Below are 18046 nucleotides of genomic sequence, written 5' to 3'. Positions count from 1 at the left end.
AGGAGAGTTTGGCGTGAGTGTAAAAAAGGAAGTTGTTATTTTTGGATTTGATGAAGTTAAAAGAAATAAACTTTCTAGCATTTGTTTAAAATATGATGCGAGTCTTAAAAATGTAGAAAAGAATATTTTAGGAAATAAATTAGAAGATATTATTAAAGATAGGGCTATAGAATCAGCTATAGATGAAGAAACTTTTAAATCCTTTGAAAATGAAAAGGTAATTTTGTTTAATAATTTTAATGAAGACGAGTTAAATAAAGTAATAAAAGATATACGATCAGATAAGGATTTAAAATGTATACTAGCAGTTATTACTCCAACATCTATAGAGTGGGAGTTTAAATATCTACTAGAGCATCTTATAGAAGAGAGAGAATGGTTTAGAAAGAATAATAATAAGTAGGTTAACATATTCTAGAGGTGAAATATATGCAAAATAGAATAGGAAGTAAAATATTAGCTATAAGACAAAATCATAATTTAACTCAAAAGGTTTTAGCTAAAAAGTTAGGTGTTTCTGAAGGCTTTATAAAGGATGCAGAACTTGGTAAGAAAATATTAAATGAATCTTTAATAAATAAGCTTTCTAAGCTTTTTAAAGAAGACATGGAAGATGATTATAGTAATATAGAAGAAAGTTTTAAGGATGATGAGCCAACTAAACAATCACCTATAAAATCTTTGGATAAAGTAAATGATGTGTGGAATGATGCATTTAGTTCTGTTATAAAAAAAGTGCCTGTGTATAATTACTCTATGCTTAAACCTTTAGATTTTATTCATATGCCCGTTTTATCTAATAAGATAGAGGGGTATAACTCAGATAAAGTTATGTTTTTAAAAATAGAAGATAATAATATGCTTGGCATGAGAATTAATAATGGAGATATAGCATTTTGCTTTATAACTTCAGAAATTAAAAATAATGGAATTTATTTTCTAGAGCATGGAAATGATAGAGTGACAAGACAAGTAAAGATTTTAGATAAAGATAAGATTTTACTTATAAGTCATGAAGGAAGACTATATACAGAAACAGTAAATAAAAAAGATATAAAAATATTAGCAAAGTTATTGTGGACTAGAATAGAATTCTAATTATATAACTTAAAAATAGCACTAAAATCATTTGATTTTAGTGCTATTTTTGTGTCTAAAATTATAATTAATGTAACATATAGTTATTTCGGTGGATGAATAAAAGTAACTTAAGAAGAAATAAATCATATTATAATATGATATTAATTTGTAAGGTGATAAAAATCGCAAATTCAGGAGCACTTTTGAATCTTCTAAATAGAGTACCTGAGGGAGTAAAAAATAAATTACTACAGTTTGAAAAAGAAGATGTAGGAAAAATAGAATTAGTAGTTTTAATTAATGGAGACAATAGAGTAGTTTCAAGTCAAGTTGAGAAGCTAGGTGGTACTTTTGAATATCTAGGATATGGCTTTGGAATAATAAATATTCCTATTAGTAATTTACAGAACCTAAATACTATACCAGAGATTATATATATTGAATTACCTAAGGTTTTATATACTAGTTTTGAACCAAGCAACAGGTCATCCTGTGTAGAGCAAGTATGGAGTATGTATAATTTATCTGGCAAGGGTATTCTGGTGGGATTTATTGATTCAGGCATAGATTATACACACCCTATTTTTAAAACAAAAGAGGGAAAAACAAGAATAAAATATATATATGATATGAATCAAGAAAAGATTTGGAATGAAGCTGATATAAATAGAGCACTTGAAAATCCAGATCCATATAGTATAGTTACTCAAAGAGACGATGTGGGACATGGCACTCATGTAGCAGGTATTGCCTGTGGAGGTGGAAATGTAGATAGAAGATATTATGGGCCAGCATATGAAAGTTCAATTGCAATGGTTAAGATGACTAGGGAAGGAAAAGTGAATTTTTCAAAGAGTACCCAATTAATGCGTGGAATAAGGTTTTTAATAGATAAAAGTAAGGAACTAAAATTACCTCTTGTATTAAATTTAAGCTTTAGCACTAATGATGGTGCACATGATGGGAATAGTCTTTTAGAGTTATATATTAGAACTATAAATAGTTTAGAGAGAATAAGCTTTGTTATTGCTGCGGGAAATGAGGGCGATGCAGGACATCATGTTGGTGGAAGAATATTAGATAGTAATAACATTCAAATAAGTATTGATAGAGAAGAGAGAGTAATCAAGTTACAGCTTTATAGAAGTTTTACAGATAATATATCTATAGAATTAAAGAATCCAATGGGAAGTAGTAGTGGCATAATGAATATTAGCACAAATGACTACTATAGTGGAAGGCTTGGAAGTGACAATTATTATATATATAATTCAGGGCCAACACCTTTTAATATAAATGGTGAGATATTAATTATCTTAGAAAATTCCATGGGTTTTGTAACTTCTGGAGTATGGAATTTAAATTTAAATAAGGTAGATTATATTTTGGGTAATTACGATATATGGTTACCAATTTCAGAAGGATTAAATAGAAATACTAGATTTTTAAATCCAACTCCATATAATACTTTAGGTATACCAGGAACCGTATTTAATGCTATTACTGTTGGAAGTTATAATAACATAACTAATAATATTTCTAGCTTTTCAGGGAGAGGAAATTTACAAATGTTACCGGTAGTTAAACCGGATATTGTAGCACCGGGTGAAAATATAGAATCGTCAATACCAAATAGGGGTTTTGATAGTCGCACAGGAACTTCTATGGCAACACCAGAAGTTACAGGAGCTATTGCTTTACTTGCACAATGGGGAATTGTACAAGGGAACGATCCTTATTTATACGGAGAAAGGCTTAAGTATTATCTTTTAAAAGGTGCAAAACGTGATAGAAATGATGTTGTATATCCAAATCCATTATGGGGTTATGGGAGTTTATGCATTTCTAATGCCTTTGAAATTTGGTTTAGAGAGGGGAATGCTAGAATGAATAGAAAAGTCTTAAGTAGAGCAACATGTGTTAATGAATATATGAGTGAGGAATTTAATAATTATATTGTAGAGTATTCTGGGGATATAGGGAAAGCCATACAAGGTAAAGATTATGCCTGTGTATTTATATTAGATGAAAATTATGCTGTAATCTCAGTTAAGAGTGGTGAAGAGGAGAGGTTGTTACGAGAAGTTGCCGAGATAGTTTACTTAGAGAGAACAACTTTCTATACTTTAAATGATATATCACCTTTAGAAACTTCAAATATATATAAATTTCATGAAAATCCATTCTTAAATTTAAGAGGGAATGGAGTATTAGTAGGAATGGTGGATACAGGAATTGATTACTTAAACTTAAGTTTTACTTATGAGGATAATACAACTAAGATAGTAAGTATATGGGACCAAACTATTAATATAGATAGTAATGTTCAGTATGGTACTGAGTATAGTAGGGAAAAGATAAATGAAGCTATAAAAGCAAAAAAAGATGGAAAAGATCCGTATACTATTGTTCCTAGTAGGGATGAAGTAGGACATGGAACTAATATGGCTAGTATAATAGCCGGAAGAAACAATTATATAGGGGCTGCTCCTGATAGTGAATTAGTTATGGTTAAATTAAAACCAGCCAAAAGAAGTACACTTCAAAAGGAAGGTGTGGTTAATGTAGATTTCCCTATTTATAATAGTACTGATGTAATACTTGGAATTCGCTATCTAATTAATGTAGCAAAATCATTAAAAAAGCCTATGGTAATATATATACCTGTAGGTACTAATATGGGTGGACATGATGGGAATTCCATTTTAGAAAGATATATAGATGAAATCTCTAAGACACGAGGAATAGCAGTAGTCACATCTACAGGGAATTCAGGAGATAGTAGTACACATGCTTCGGGTAAAATAAAGACAGTTGGGGACATAGAAACAATAGAATTAAAGGTAGATGATAGTGAGAGAAATTTAACTTTTGAAGTTTGGTGTAATAAGCCAGATAAAATTTCTATTGGTTTGGTATCTCCTAGTGGTGAGGTAATTGAAAAGATACCAGCAAAACTAAAAGAAACAGAGAAGATTCAGTTTGTATTTGAAGGAAGTAGTGTAAATGTAACTTATTATTTCCCAGAAGAATCATCAGGCGATGAACTTATTTTAGTTAAAATAGAGAACATACGAGGTGGTATATGGTTAATTAGATTAATTGGAGACATTATAGTTGATGGAACTTATAATATATGGATACCACAAAGACCTATAATAAAAGATCAAACTAGGTTTATAAAGCCTGATACAGATATAACTCTGACAATACCGAGTACTAGTGCAAGGATAATAACAACATCGGTTTATGACCAGAACAATAATACCATGGTAGCTTTTTCGGGAAGAGGGTTTACAAGAGATGGTAGAATAAAACCAGATATAGCTAGTGGAGGGGTAAATGTTTCTACTATGGGTAAAGGAAATACGCCTACTAAAGTAACTGGAGGGAGTGTGGCTAGTGCTGTATTAGCAGGAGCCGTTGCACTTATTCTTCAGTGGGGTATAGTTGATGGAAGAGATAAAACTATGTATTCTACAAAGATAAAAACTTATTTGATAAGAGGTACAAGAAAGAGACCAGGAGATATATATCCAAATAGAGAATGGGGATATGGTCAATTAGATTTAGAAGGAGTTTTTCAGGGTATAAGGTCTTTGGATAGGAGTTATGAAGACCGGGAGGTTTTAATTAGAATACCAGAAGAGCTATACAGGCTAATTTAAGCTTATGAAAAAGGTTCATGTATAAGTTAAAGTAAGAACTATTATAAAAGCTACTCATATAATATATATGAAGTAATTTTTATAGGAGATAATTTTATGGCTTCAGGAAGATTAAGAGTTTCAGTATTAAAAGGAGATAGTTATGCACCAATTGAAGATGCAAAGGTTACCATAACAAAGGTACCGGAAGCTGGGGAAGTAACGAAGGAAACTGTACTTAACACAAATGTATCTGGTGAGACTTCTGAAATAGAACTCCCAGCACCACCTTTAGAAAATTCGATGAAACCATCTGATAAATTACCATATAGTTTATATGATGTTAGGATTGAAAGGGCTGGATATAATCCTCTTTTTATTAGAGGAGTTCAAGTTTTTCCAGAGGAACTTGCCATTCAAAATAGTAACCTTAATGCTCAGGGTTCAGGTGTAACAAGGCAAGAGGAAGCAATAATAATTATAGAACCAAACAGATTGGTTGGTAATTTTCCACCTAAAATACCAGAAAATCCAGAAAAGCCTCTTCCACCACCACCAAGTGGGTTTGTTGTATTGCCAGAACCTGTTATACCGGAATTTGTAGTAGTGCATCAGGGCTTACCAGACGACACTTCCGCACCAAACTATACTATAAGGTTTAAGGATTATGTTAAGAATGTTGCATCCTGTGAGATATTTTCTACATGGTCTAATTCTACTATTAGAGCAAATGTATACTGCATACTATCCTTTACATTAAATAGAATATATACAGAGTGGTATAGAGGCAAGGGAAAGAATTTTGATGTAACAAGCTCTACAGCTTATGACCATGCATTTATGTATGGAAGAAACATATATGAGAGTATAAGCGAGGTAGTAGATGAGATATTTTCAACTTATGTAAGAAGGTTTGGAGCAAAACAACCATTACTTACACAATATTGTGATGGGGTAAAAGTTAAGTGTCCAGGCTGGCTTACTCAATGGGGAAGTAAGTTTCTAGGTGATGATGGGAAAGCTCCTTATGAAATATTAACTAACTTTTATGGAACAGATATAGAACTTGTAACTGCTAAAAAAGTATCAGGTATTCCTATGTCATATCCTGGATATATACTGAAAGTTGGTAGTTCTGGTCAACCTGTAAGAACGGTTCAGACTTATTTAAATAGAATATCAGATAACTTTCCGGCAATACCGAAAGTAAAGGTAGACGGTATATATGGACAATCTACTGCAGATGCAGTTAAGAAATTTCAACAGGTATTTGATTTACCTCAAATAGGAAATGTAGATTATGCTACATGGTATAAGATTTCAGATGTATATGTGGCTGTTACTAGAATAGCAGAACTAAGGGGGAGTGTAGGTCATAAAAATATATTTACACCACACAGACCGTATGCTAATGTAGTTGATTTTCCACAAGTTGAATATATAGATGATATGGAATAATAATAAAATAGTAAATAGAAGAGGCTATCCATTAAAAGGATAGCCTCTTCTATTTACTAATAATATTTTTTACAATTTTTATGCTCTTCAACGTCAACTAGGGCTTCACCAAATCTTTGGAAGTGTACAACTTCTCTTTGTCTTAAGAATCTAAGAACTTCTTTAATATCTTCATCATCAGTTAATTTCATAAGATGCTCGTAAGTTGATCTTGCTTTCTGCTCTGCTGCCATATCCTCATGCAAGTCAGTTATGGGATCTGCATGGGCTTGTATATATGCAGCAGTCCAAGGAACACCGTTTGCATCTGAAGGGTATAGAGCATGACCATGTTGTGTATAATGTGCTCCGAGTCCGGCCTTTTTTAATTCCTCTGGGGTTGCATTTCTAGTTAACTGGTATACCATTGATGCTATCATTTCAACGTGAGCTAGTTCTTCTGTACCAATATCGGTTAAAAGCGCTTTGGCTTTTCCAGTTGGCATGGTATATCTTTGATTTAAGTATCTAATAGCAGCACTTAATTCTCCGTCAGGGCCACCATATTGGGCTACTAGGAATTTGGCCATTCTTAAGTCTTTACTTTTTATTTTAACAGGAAACTGCGTCTTTTTTTCGTAAATCCACATAAATTAATACCTCCAAGTAATTTTGTTTTATAACGATTTATTCCCAAGGCCAAGGCTCTTCAATCCATTTCCAAGGATATTTACTAGGAGCGAAACCAAAGTTAGCTAATGGACCATACTTATTTTCGTAGGCCCTTCTCAATTTTTTTAATTCTAGGGAATACATATTATATTTCATTAGAGCTTTTTCATTATTTGGGAAATTATCTAGATATAAATTTAAATCCACAAGCATAAAAGAAATTTCTTGAATTTTTTTCATCATATCTTTTCTACTAATATTACTAACAATGTTGCATTTATCTATATTACACTTATCCATCTACGTACCTCCTATAACATTATTTGTAGGGATCATAAAGATTTGGGAATATAGTTCCCTTTTTTAAAGCCTCATCTGGGCAGTATATTTTAGTGAAAGGTTGTCTTATTACATAGGCTTGTGCAAGTCTAAGTTTTGGACAGCATTTACCCTTCATCATATGAGTTTTTTTCATTTTAGGCATTTCACCACAACAGTCCATCTGAACTTTATCCATTCCGCCCAAATAATCCATTTCAATATTATCCATCGTATCAATACCTCCATTAATTATTTACAATATCATGATATGAATTTTATTAAAAATCGTGAGTATAATGTTTTAAAAGGGAGGTGTATTAAGATAGGGGAATAAAATACGATATATAATTAAGGTAATAAAATGGAGGTGCTTAGATGAAAGGAACAGTTGTTGCCACATGGATGAATACATGTAAAGAGCTATATGGGGAGTCTTTAGTGGGTGACGCCATGGAAAAGGGAGGATGGAGTAGAACAAAGATATTTTCGCCTATGGAAAATATCGATGATAATAAAGTTAAAGAAGTTATAAAATATATTGCGAAAGAAAAAAACATGCCTATATCAGAGTTGTGGAAAGTTATAGGTAGGGATAATTTGAAATCTTTTTATTCTAATTTTCCAGCTTTTTTTCAGCATGATAATCTTTATTCATTTTTAAAATCTATGTTTGATGTACATGTTGTCATGACCAAAAAATTTAAGGGGGCGAAGCCACCTATATTAGAAATAAGTCCTATATCAAGCAAGGAAGCTTATTTTAGTTATAATTCTTCAAGGGGTATGTTTGATTATTTTATGGGTTTACTAGAAGGTTCTGCAGAACATTTTAAAGAAAAAATAGAGACAGAGGAAATAGAGAGAAGGAATGACTTTTTAAAGTTAAAAATAACTTTTTCTAAAGATATATACTATATAAAGAAATATAGAATAAATAATCTATTATCTTTCAAAGGTTTAGTTAGAGGAATAGGTATAAAAGTAGCAATACCTACATTCATTTTTTCTTTAGTATCTAATATTATATTTAAATCTACACTTATAGGTAATATTATGTCAGCTCTTATAGGAGCTGTAGTCAGTGTAATATCCGTATACTTAATAACAAGGCCATTAAATGATATTGAAGAAGTTATAGATAACTTCAACGAGAATAATTATGTAGATGATTGTGAGATATCTACTGGAGACATTTTTGAGCATTTATATAACAAGCTTAAGAAACATAAAAAGATTATACAATCTGACTTTGTAGGTTTTAAAGGTATGACAGATGAGATGAATACATTTGCTAATAGTTTACAGGAAATCTCAACGTCTATGAATCATACATCAGGAGAAATTTCAGGTGTAGTAGAACAATTAGCAAATTGTGCTGTATCACAGGCGGAGAATACTGAAAACACAACTTTAGTGTTAAATGGTAATATAGAACATCTAAAGGGAATTGTAAGTAATGAGATGAATAATAAAGAAGAGATTGAAAAGGCGTTGGGAAAAATAAATTCAAGCTATAAAGGATTAGATAATGTTAGCTTAAAGATAAACAATACATTAAAAGATTTTAAAATTTTGAGAAATCAAGGTAAGAATTTAGAAGATAAAGCCCAAAATATAACAAGTATAGTATCCATAGTCTCTAAAATTTCAGAGCAAACAAATCTGCTAGCATTAAATGCATCTATAGAAGCTGCTAGAGCAGGAGAGCAGGGCAGAGGGTTCGCAGTAGTTGCAGAAGAAGTTAGAAAGCTTGCAGAACAAAGTAGAGATGCTGTTGAAGATATAAATTCAAATTTAATTCAATTTATAGGAGAAGTTAATGGGTTAGTAAATAAGATAGGCGAACAGTTTAAAGTATTAGAAAATGAAACAGAAGGGTTGCAAGTTGTTAAAAATAATAGCTATGAAGCTAATGTTTCTATAGGTCTTGCAATTGAAACTATAATAAGCACTATAAAAGAGTTAGGAAAAGAGACAGAATCTATATCATCTATATATGAAAATGTAGAATCATTAGCAGCTATTTCAGAAGAAAACTCTGCGTCTGCAGAAGAAGTTAGTGCTAATGTAACTAACTATATCAGTGAAATTAAGAAGCTTATACTTAATGTAAATGAGTTTAAGAAAATAACAGAATATTTTAAGGAAGACTTAAGGAACTATAAAATTTAACTTAAATTCATCTTAAATCCCTATACAAAACATATATGATAAAGTAAAATGAGTGTATGCTTTTACTAAAAACAAAAAGGGTTAGGTGGATATGAGAGTAGAGTTAGATAATGTTCAAAAAGGGATTAAGAACGAATGGGTAAGTTTTCTTAAAAGAATATCCATATTAATTAGTGTTCCAATAATAAATGTTATATATTTAATTTTAAATAGTGAAAAAGAAAATACATTAATTTTAAAAATGAAAATAGATGATATTATACAATTTAATAAGATATTTATAATACCTTATGTGGCTTGGTATGGTTATGTAGCTATATTTTTAGTTCTTTTATGTATATTGGATAAAAAAAGATATTTTAGAGCAGTTCTAAGTTTAAACTTAGGAATGCTTATAAGCTATGTAATTTTCTTTATTCTACCTACTCATGTACCAAGACCTCAAATAGTTGATACTGATATACTAAGTAAAATGGTTATGTGGATATATTCTAATGACAATCCCTATAATTGTTTTCCCAGCATACATGTTTTAAATACAGTAATAATTAACTATTTTGTGTGCGTATCACATAAATTTTCAAAGTTAACTAAGGTTATTTGCACATTAGTGGGTATAAGTATAATATTATCTACGTTATATATAAAGCAGCATTACTTCCCAGATGTAATTGGTGGAGTTATATTAGCTTTGGCCGTATGCTATATTTCTTCAAAAACTAATTTTCATAAGAAATTATAATATAAAAGAGCTTGTACTTTCGTACAAGCTCTTTTATATACCTCTTAAGTCAAACTCAGGAACAAAAGATTCAGAATTCGTTCCACTATCTTGGATAAAGGCATTTTTTATGCCTAACTCTACGCAGTAATCTATCAATGCATCATAGATTTTAGGATTTAATGGTTTACTAAGTTCTTTAAATTGAAAGGCGTTATACATAGGCATATACTGGTTCATAAGACTTATATATACATCATGATTAAAAGTTTTAAAAATAAAATCAATTACTTTTTTAGAATCGAATAAAAGACCAGGTAGCATTAAATGTCTTATTACAACGCCTTTTTTTATCATACGATTTTCATCAAATTCTATAGGACCAACTTGAGAATACATGAGCTTTATTGCTTCAGAGGCCGTTTTGAAATACATTGGTGCACTAGAATATTTAAGAGCATATTTATCATCATAATATTTTAAATCTGGCAAATAAACATCGATGTAGCCATTTAGGGCTTTAATGGTATCTAAGTTTTCATATCCATTTGAATTATATAGTATTGGGATAGAGAGTCCATTGTTTTTGGCAAGTATTATAGCCTCTTTAATTTGAAGAGCATAGTGGCTAGGAGTGACAAGATTTATATTGTGAGCACCCCTTTTCTGCTGCTCTATGAATATTTCACTTAACCTTTCTATAGACACCTCTTCACCATGACCCTTATGACTTATTTCATGGTTTTGGCAAAACACACATTTTAAGTTACAGTTAGAAAAAAATATAGTTCCAGAACCACTTTTTCCGGATATAGGAGGTTCTTCCCAATGATGGAGAGAAACTCTTGCTATTTTAACTTTATCACTTGCTCTACAAACACCCAAGTTTTGAGAGTATCTATTTACTTTACAATTTCTAGGGCACATAGAACATTGTTGTAAGTATTCATGGTTTTTCATATAAAATCATTCCTTTAAAATAGGATAAACATATTGAAATAATTTTAGCAAGAGTATAATAGGTTGTCAAAGCAAATTACTTATCTTTAAAATAGAAGAAAGTACATTGAATTATAAATATAAGACTTATAGCACCAAAACCAGGATATAGAACTTTTATTAAATTTTTAAAACCTATTTGAGATATAGGTATTGCAATAGCCATTATAATGAATGCAGCTTTTTTATAACCTAAACCATGTTTTTGCTCTATTGTTTTAGCAACGCTATATATATTCGATACTTCTGTAGAAAACATTTCACACCAAATTACGCATAGAAGGATACCTTGTATTATATTACCAAAAGGCTTCGCAATATATAAAAGTGGAATATCATATTTAAAGATACTTGGTATATTTAGAGATAGCATTAAATTTATAATTAAAGATAGAATAGTAAGCATAATGGAACCTAGCAAGATTCCATTTATCATGTGTGCTCTTGACTTAACTTCCTTACTTAAAGGAACAAGAACACCACTAGAGCAAAGAATATTAAAGCCTGCATATAATAATGCGGATAAAAACCATTGATAGGGTATTATTTCTACTTTATAAGTTTTCATAAGCATAATTTTTTCTAAAGATATGTACTCCCTAAAAAAGGTTAAATATAAGCAAAATATTAATAAGAGAGTACATATTAGTGCGGGAACGATAAAGGAGTTTATAATAACTAAACCTTCTGTGTCTTTCATTAAAGTATATAGAGATATAACACACATTAATATTATGCCTACATATCTTGGTATATTAAAATACTGATGGAGAAGAGCCCCACTACCAGCTAGTATTATGGCAGAACTACTTATAAGGAAGAACCCAGTGGTTAAGTCAGTAGCCTTTCCAAAATATCCTGGACTTACCTTAGTTATTAGTTGATCATAAGAATTTAAATTATATTTAATGCTTATACTAGATATTATTGGACACATTGTTACATAAACTATGCAGCAAATTATTATGCCAATAAAGCTTTTGGCACCATATGTAGTAAAGAATTGAGTTATTTCTTGGCCCGATGCAAGGCCTGCACCTACTACAGTACCTATAAATACAGCAGCAATTTGTAATATCTTCTTTAAAGCTTCCTTCAAGAAAAATCCCTCCCTAAAAATATATGTAAATATGTATTTCTATATATACATATTAATAGTTACTTAAAATAATGAATTTATTAATTAAATTTTGTTTTATGGAAAAAATATAGTTAGAAATATTTAAAAAGGAGCGATAGAGGTGAAAAACAAAAGATTAATTTTATTAGTTAGTATCTTAATTCTAAACCTCACTTTAATTGGTTGTGCTAAAGTTAAGAAAGAAAAAGCAATAGAAAGTAATGAGTTTAATATTAAATCAGGATTAGTTATTGTAGAAAACTATATGAGGTATTTGAGTAATACTGACTATAACAATGCAAAAAAACTTTTTACAAAAGAATTATATGAGAATACAAAAGAACTTAAGAATAATGAATTGGATGTGAAGGGATACAGTATAGAAAATATAAGTGAAGTAGGAAAAAGTGCACTAATTGAAATGAAGGTAGTTAGATCAAAACCTAAATCACCACAAGCGTTTTTGGATAATTATACTATTAAAGTTGTAAAAGAGGGTGTTGAGTACAAAATATCAAAAATAGACTATTCACCAGAAAAAGAGGGATTTCCAAAGGCTCATCAAATAAGGCAAAAAAACAAAAATAATGTGAAGACAGATTTGATAACCGAGATGGAAACTATTCCAAATTATTATTTCCCTAAGGATGATGCGGGGAATATTAGTAAAATTTCTGTAAGTAAAAGTAATTTTGGTGCTATGCAGTTTTCGTATTCTGGAGAAAAAATAGCTATAAGCACTAGTGGAGAAAACCCTTACTTAGGAGTTATAAGTATAGAGGATAGTGTAGCTACTCAGGGACAAGAAGGTGGGGAGTCAGGGGGGGGTGAAAAAACTCAAGGTCAAGATGAGAATAAAAATACAACAGGAGTTAAGGAGAAACCAATTGGAAAAGAGATAGTATCACTGGATATACTAAAAGGTTGTAAACTTGATTTTATGGTTTTCTCTGAAGATGGAGAAACATTAGTATGTCAGTATGAAAAAGATGGTGGAAAAGCTATACGTCTATATAGGACTGGTAACGGAGATATTCTTCCTATAGGTTTTAAAGAAGCTTTTCCTATAGATAAGGTTGACATATTATTTGATTCCTTTAATAAAGAATCTTTAAATTTTAAAATTAAAAAAAGAGAAGGGGTAAAGGATGTTGAGACATCCATTCCTGGTAAATATAAGGTGGATTTAAAAGAACTTAAGATAAGTAAATTATAGTTTTAAAAAAGATAACGCAAAGTTATCTTTTTTGTTAATAAACTAAAATTTGAAGTTTATTAATTATAGGCTTAAAATATAATTAAAGACTTTTGAAAGGAATAATTATATGCAAAAATTTTGGGATAGCAAAAGATATCATAGTTTAAACTATTTTTTAAGAGAGAAATTTGGAGAAAAAGTATTTAAAATATCTCTTGATGCAGGATTTACTTGTCCTAATAGGGATGGAAAAATAAGTTCCGGAGGATGTATATTCTGCAGTTCTAGAGGTTCTGGGGATTTTGCAGGAGATAGACAATTTTCTATAGATAAGCAATTTGAAGATATAAAGTGTATGATGAATAAAAAATGGAAAAGTGAAAAGTATATAGCGTATTTTCAAGCTTATACTAACACTTATGCACCTATAGAGGTATTAGATGAAAAGTACAAAGAAGCCATAGAAAAAGAGGGGGTAGTGGGATTAGCTATAGCCACAAGACCTGATTGTCTAGAAGAGGATGTACTAGATTTACTTTCATCTTATAATAAGGAACTTTATACATGGGTTGAATTGGGCCTTCAAACATCAAAGGAAAGTACAGCTAAGTTAATAAATAGAGGGTACGAACTAGAAATTTTTGAAAAGGCAGTTAAAGATTTAAGAGCCAGAAATATAGATGTAGTTGTACATACGATTTTTGGGTTACCTGGCGAAAGTAAATATGATATGTTAGATACTATAAGGTATCTTGCTAATATGGATATACAAGGTATAAAGATTCACCTTCTTCATTTAATGGAGGGAACATCTTTGGTGAAACTATATAATAATGGTGAATTAGAACTTATGACTATGGATGATTATTTAGAAGTCATATGTGAAGCTATAACCTTACTTCCACCTTCTGTAGTAATACATAGGCTTACAGGGGATGCACCGAGAAATTTACTAATAGGCCCTATGTGGAGTCTAAGAAAATGGGAAGTATTAAACGCTATAGATAAAAAGTTGGAGGATGAAGATATATTTCAGGGCAAGAAATATAAAAGTTTATAGTTTAGACTCAAAAGGGGGAATAATAATATGGAAATAGATTTAATTATATCTGCAGATTATATAGGAAAGGAAAAGATAGAAGGAAAAAATGTAGTAATCATTGATGTTTTAAGAGCAACAAGTGTAATTGTAACTGCATTAAATAATGGATGCTCAAAGGTAATTCCTGTTCTCTCTAAAGAAGAAGCTTTTAGTTACAAGGATATTAGCACTAGAGCGTGTATTTTAGGTGGTGAAAGGAATGCTCTTAAAATACAAGGCTTTAACTGCTCTAATTCTCCTCTAGAGTATTCTAGGGAGATTATAGAAGGTAAAAATTTAATTATTACAACCAGTAATGGTACTAGGGCTATAAGGAATTGTGAATATGCTGATAATGTGTTTATAGGAGCTATGATAAATGCAAGAGCAGTTGCAAAGAAGGTTTGTAATCTAGGACAAGACTTAGTGATAGTTAATTCTGGCACAGATGGAGAGTTTTCTATGGATGATTTCATATGTGCAGGGTACATAATGCAGAAAATTATAGAGATAAAAAATGATGTGGAATTAAGTGACATTGCAAAGACTGCGTTTATATCTTATAAGAATCATGAAGATATACTTAGCTTTGTTAAAGAAGCATATCATTACAAAAGACTAAAGAATTTGGGATTGAATGAAGATTTGAAGTATTGTATGCAGAAAGATATAATAAACAAAGTTCCACAGTGTATAGGTGGCGAAATAAAATAGTTCCCTTTAGGGAACTATTTTATTTATGTAGTTAATAATTCATTAAAATCTTTTATATATTTATCTGCAATAGATTCTATTTCTAGTTTCTGGGACTCTGAGAAGGTATCAAAAATTGCAACAACTTTCATGCCAGCTTTTTTAGCACCCTTTATGGCAGGCAAGATATCTTCAAAAACTATGCAATTTTCTGGAGATATGCCTAATTTTTTTGCGGTATGAAGATATATGTCTGGAAATGATTTTCCTTTTGAAACTTCACTTGTTGTTGTAATTACATCAAAATAGTTAAGTAAACCTTTAGGTTTTAAGCAGGCATATATTAATGGTGTACAGTTACTGGTTGCTAGAGCTATTTTTATGTTACGACGTTTTAAAAGTTCTAAAAGTTTTCTAACACCAGGTTTAAGTTTAATATTTCTAGAGTACTCTTCTAATGCCATAGTAAACCACTGGTCTTGAATTTCTTTTTCACTATAGGGTAAGTTAAATCTCTTTTTAAAATATGAGGCAGTTTTTTCAAAACTTAAATGTTCTACTGCATCTCTTAAATCACTAGGCATAGATATATTGTGAGCATTTAAGTAATCCATATCTATTTTAGCCCATATATCCATAGAGTCGATTAGAGTTCCATCTAAATCAAATATAGCACCATTAATATTATCTAACATATTAGAATCCCCTCTTAAATATAATAATATATTTAGTATATCATGTTTATTTACTAATTTAATGATAAAATAAGAGTCCACGTAAGGGAAATATGGAGTTTTTATAATTTAAATAATATTATAAAAAATAAAAAGGACCACTAAAAGTGATCCTTTGGTCGGGGTGACAGGGATTGAACCTGCGACCTCATGGTCCCAAACCACGCGCGCTCCCATCTGCGCCACACCCCGAAAGACAAGAACAATTATACTAAATTAATTGTAGCTTGTCAACAAAGGTATTTAATTTTTTTGCTCTTCATATCCACGAGTAGGTACAGTTGATACAACAAAACCTACAAAGATTGATACTAAGGCAGGAGTAACTATATTTATATATTGAATATAACGGGTTTTATAAAGTATTACAGCTGTAATTCCTGTAATGGCAACAGTTACTACAAAAAGAAAAATTATAAATTTAGCAAATGAGCTCATTAATTTTTCGTATATTTTGTGTCTCGTAGGACCATTTATTATTGCTCTGAAGATAAAATATGATATTAGTACTAATATTAAATCTAAGAATCCTGAGATAATAAAGTTTTTCACAAAAACACCACCATTTCGAGTTTTATATAATTATTAATATATATTTTTCCCAAAGTGGTGGTTTTTATTATTATATTTATATTTTTTTATTTAATTTATTTTAAATAACTTTCTCCAACCTTGTTTATATCTCCAGCACCTACAGTTAATATTAAATCACCCTCGGTACAATTGTCCTTTAGGTATTTATCCATAGCTTCAAAACTTGGCATATAAAGTGTATCTATATTTTTTTCTTTAATCTTCTGTGCAAGATTTTTGGAATGAACAAGACCTGTATCTTTTTCCCTTGCAGCATATATATCAGCAACTAGAAGTTTATCCACTCCATCAAAACAACTACAGAACTCATTAAATAATGAATAAGTTCTTGTATATGTGTGTGGTTGGAATAAGCAATATATTTTATTATGAGGATATTTTAAGGCTGTTTTAATAGAAGATAATATTTCTGTAGGGTGATGAGCATAATCATCTATAACAGTTACACCATTCTTGACACCTTTAACTTCAAACCTTCTATGGGTTCCATGGAAACTTTCTAATCCATGTTTTATATCTTCATATGGTATGTTTAAGCTTAAAGCAGATCCAATAGTGGATAGAGAATTTAGTATATTATGTTCTCCAGGAACGGATAGGTTTAGCCTAAATAAGTCTTCTCCATCCATAGATACAGTATAAGATGCATTTCCATTATTATTAAATACTATATCTTTTGCTCGTAACGTTCCATTATTTATACCAAAAGTCATAACATTACATTCAGCCTTATCAATTATACTCATAATATTTTTATCTTCTGCATTAGCTATTAAGTAGCCATCTTTAGGGATAATATCTATGAACTTTGAGAAGGCCTCCTTTATGTGATTTATATCTTTATAATAATCTAGGTGATCAGCATCTATGTTTAATATAATGCCTATATAAGGATAAAATTTTAGAAAAGATTCTTTGTATTCACACGCTTCAGTTATAAGATATTCACTATTTCCAACTAGTATATTACCTTTTATTATGTCTAGCTCCCCACCCACTAGTATTGTTGGATCTAATTTACCACTTAAAGCTATGTGGGATACCATAGAAGTAGTTGTAGTCTTTCCATGAGTACCAGATACGGCTATATTGTATTTGTAACTTTTCATTATTTCACCTAGGAATTCTGCCCTATTATACATAATTAGGTTTAATTCCTTAGATTTTATTAGTTCAGGATTATCAGAAGAAATAGCAGCAGTATATACTATGACATCCTTATCTTCTACATTCTTTTCGTTATGACCTATATATATAGAGGCACCTAATGCTCTTAATTTTTCAGTAATATGGCTTTCCTTCATATCAGAACCAGAAACGCTAACCCCATCTTTAAGTAAAATTTCAGCAAGTCCGCTCATACTTATTCCACCTATACCTATAAAGTGAACTTTTTTGTTAGCGTAGTTTATACAATTTAAAGACACAATAATCACTCCCTAATATATTAAAATTATATTTTATATATAAAAACTATAAATAAGAATATACGCTACTAATATAATTATTACATTAATAATTATATACAAATGTTATAAAAAGCAACACAAAAAAGAGAAATTATAAAAAATAAATTA

Annotated in this window: 17 protein-coding genes and 1 tRNA gene; 9 read left to right on the top strand and 9 right to left on the bottom strand. The window is 30.4% G+C overall.

Annotation, left to right across the window (positions count from 1 at the left end; genetic code table 11):
- Positions 1–13 precede the first annotated feature (13 nt).
- From FGL08_RS12240 to FGL08_RS12225, 4 genes are all read left to right on the top strand, one after another.
- Entirely contained in the window at positions 14–403 is a 390-nt protein-coding gene (locus FGL08_RS12240) for a DUF3783 domain-containing protein (protein ID WP_243117985.1), read from the top strand.
- A gap of 26 nt (positions 404–429) precedes the next feature.
- Entirely contained in the window at positions 430–1098 is a 669-nt protein-coding gene (locus FGL08_RS12235; protein ID WP_138211043.1) for a LexA family transcriptional regulator, read from the top strand.
- 95 nt (positions 1099–1193) lie between these two features.
- Positions 1194–4748, top strand: a complete 3555-nt coding sequence (locus FGL08_RS12230) for a S8 family peptidase (RefSeq protein WP_243117984.1) — start codon at positions 1194–1196, stop codon at positions 4746–4748.
- Between the two features lie 96 nt (positions 4749–4844).
- On the top strand, positions 4845–6185 hold the full coding sequence (locus tag FGL08_RS12225; protein ID WP_138211042.1) for a peptidoglycan-binding domain-containing protein: 1341 nt from the start codon (positions 4845–4847) through the stop codon (positions 6183–6185).
- A 56-nt stretch (positions 6186–6241) separates the two neighbouring features.
- Here the strand turns inward: FGL08_RS12225 and FGL08_RS12220 are convergent, their stop codons facing one another.
- From FGL08_RS12220 to FGL08_RS13620, 3 genes are read right to left on the bottom strand one after another with little or no spacing between them, the layout of a single operon-like run.
- Complete coding sequence (locus FGL08_RS12220; protein ID WP_138211041.1) at positions 6242–6814, bottom strand: manganese catalase family protein; 573 nt, start codon at positions 6812–6814, stop codon at positions 6242–6244.
- Between the two features lie 37 nt (positions 6815–6851).
- Complete coding sequence (locus tag FGL08_RS12215) at positions 6852–7136, bottom strand: spore coat protein CotJB (protein WP_138211040.1); 285 nt, start codon at positions 7134–7136, stop codon at positions 6852–6854.
- A 19-nt stretch (positions 7137–7155) separates the two neighbouring features.
- Entirely contained in the window at positions 7156–7386 is a 231-nt protein-coding gene (locus tag FGL08_RS13620) for a spore coat associated protein CotJA (protein ID WP_243117983.1), read from the bottom strand.
- Between the two features lie 146 nt (positions 7387–7532).
- On the opposite strand from FGL08_RS13620, the gene FGL08_RS12205 reads away from it, so the two are divergent.
- Both FGL08_RS12205 and FGL08_RS12200 read left to right on the top strand, forming a co-directional pair.
- Entirely contained in the window at positions 7533–9329 is a 1797-nt protein-coding gene (locus tag FGL08_RS12205) for a heme NO-binding domain-containing protein (protein WP_138211039.1), read from the top strand.
- 91 nt (positions 9330–9420) lie between these two features.
- A complete protein-coding gene (locus FGL08_RS12200) occupies positions 9421–10071 on the top strand; it encodes a phosphatase PAP2 family protein (RefSeq protein ID WP_138211038.1) in 651 nt (216 codons plus the stop codon).
- Between the two features lie 33 nt (positions 10072–10104).
- On the opposite strand, the gene FGL08_RS12195 is transcribed toward FGL08_RS12200, so the two are convergent.
- Together FGL08_RS12195 and FGL08_RS12190 are read right to left on the bottom strand one after the other, a co-directional pair.
- A complete protein-coding gene (locus FGL08_RS12195; RefSeq protein ID WP_138211037.1) occupies positions 10105–11010 on the bottom strand; it encodes a radical SAM protein in 906 nt (301 codons plus the stop codon).
- A gap of 76 nt (positions 11011–11086) precedes the next feature.
- Positions 11087–12148, bottom strand: a complete 1062-nt coding sequence (locus FGL08_RS12190) for a YkvI family membrane protein (protein ID WP_138211036.1) — start codon at positions 12146–12148, stop codon at positions 11087–11089.
- A gap of 142 nt (positions 12149–12290) precedes the next feature.
- Here FGL08_RS12190 and FGL08_RS12185 point away from each other — a divergent pair, with 142 nt between their 5' ends.
- From FGL08_RS12185 to FGL08_RS12175, 3 genes are all read left to right on the top strand, one after another.
- Positions 12291–13385, top strand: coding sequence for a hypothetical protein (locus tag FGL08_RS12185; protein WP_138211035.1), 1095 nt, complete (start codon positions 12291–12293; stop codon positions 13383–13385).
- Between the two features lie 109 nt (positions 13386–13494).
- Complete coding sequence (gene mnmL, locus FGL08_RS12180) at positions 13495–14427, top strand: tRNA modification radical SAM protein MnmL/YtqA (protein WP_138211034.1); 933 nt, start codon at positions 13495–13497, stop codon at positions 14425–14427.
- 27 nt (positions 14428–14454) lie between these two features.
- The gene (locus FGL08_RS12175) at positions 14455–15162 is read left to right on the top strand and encodes a 2-phosphosulfolactate phosphatase family protein (RefSeq protein ID WP_138211033.1); all 708 of its coding nucleotides are present in this window, start codon (positions 14455–14457) and stop codon (positions 15160–15162) included.
- 23 nt (positions 15163–15185) lie between these two features.
- Here the strand turns inward: FGL08_RS12175 and FGL08_RS12170 are convergent, their stop codons facing one another.
- The 4 genes from FGL08_RS12170 to murC form a co-directional block, all read right to left on the bottom strand.
- The gene (locus FGL08_RS12170; protein WP_138211032.1) at positions 15186–15836 is read right to left on the bottom strand and encodes an HAD family hydrolase; all 651 of its coding nucleotides are present in this window, start codon (positions 15834–15836) and stop codon (positions 15186–15188) included.
- A gap of 155 nt (positions 15837–15991) precedes the next feature.
- Positions 15992–16067: transfer RNA gene (locus FGL08_RS12165), tRNA-Pro, on the bottom strand.
- A 51-nt stretch (positions 16068–16118) separates the two neighbouring features.
- The gene (locus tag FGL08_RS12160) at positions 16119–16427 is read right to left on the bottom strand and encodes a hypothetical protein (protein ID WP_138211031.1); all 309 of its coding nucleotides are present in this window, start codon (positions 16425–16427) and stop codon (positions 16119–16121) included.
- Between the two features lie 95 nt (positions 16428–16522).
- Positions 16523–17896, bottom strand: a complete 1374-nt coding sequence (murC, locus tag FGL08_RS12155) for a UDP-N-acetylmuramate--L-alanine ligase (RefSeq protein ID WP_138211030.1) — start codon at positions 17894–17896, stop codon at positions 16523–16525.
- Positions 17897–18046 lie beyond the last annotated feature (150 nt).

This window comes from Hathewaya histolytica (genome assembly GCF_901482605.1).
Classification (GTDB): Bacteria; Bacillota; Clostridia; order Clostridiales; family Clostridiaceae; genus Hathewaya; species Hathewaya histolytica.
The sequence above is the reverse complement of the archived record's forward strand: the minus strand, read 5'-3'. Positions and strand labels throughout refer to the sequence as shown.

Coding starts and splice junctions, on each gene's coding strand:
- FGL08_RS12215 (WP_138211040.1), bottom strand. CDS start 7,136: ATGGATAAGTGTAATATAGATAAATGCAACATTGTTAGTAATATTAGT.
- FGL08_RS12235 (WP_138211043.1), top strand. CDS start 430: ATGCAAAATAGAATAGGAAGTAAAATATTAGCTATAAGACAAAATCAT.
- FGL08_RS12230 (WP_243117984.1), top strand. CDS start 1,194: ATGAATAAAAGTAACTTAAGAAGAAATAAATCATATTATAATATGATA.
- FGL08_RS12175 (WP_138211033.1), top strand. CDS start 14,455: ATGGAAATAGATTTAATTATATCTGCAGATTATATAGGAAAGGAAAAG.
- FGL08_RS12195 (WP_138211037.1), bottom strand. CDS start 11,010: ATGAAAAACCATGAATACTTACAACAATGTTCTATGTGCCCTAGAAAT.
- mnmL (WP_138211034.1), top strand. CDS start 13,495: ATGCAAAAATTTTGGGATAGCAAAAGATATCATAGTTTAAACTATTTT.
- FGL08_RS12220 (WP_138211041.1), bottom strand. CDS start 6,814: ATGTGGATTTACGAAAAAAAGACGCAGTTTCCTGTTAAAATAAAAAGT.
- FGL08_RS12205 (WP_138211039.1), top strand. CDS start 7,533: ATGAAAGGAACAGTTGTTGCCACATGGATGAATACATGTAAAGAGCTA.
- FGL08_RS12225 (WP_138211042.1), top strand. CDS start 4,845: ATGGCTTCAGGAAGATTAAGAGTTTCAGTATTAAAAGGAGATAGTTAT.
- FGL08_RS13620 (WP_243117983.1), bottom strand. CDS start 7,386: ATGGATAATATTGAAATGGATTATTTGGGCGGAATGGATAAAGTTCAG.
- FGL08_RS12200 (WP_138211038.1), top strand. CDS start 9,421: ATGAGAGTAGAGTTAGATAATGTTCAAAAAGGGATTAAGAACGAATGG.
- FGL08_RS12170 (WP_138211032.1), bottom strand. CDS start 15,836: ATGTTAGATAATATTAATGGTGCTATATTTGATTTAGATGGAACTCTA.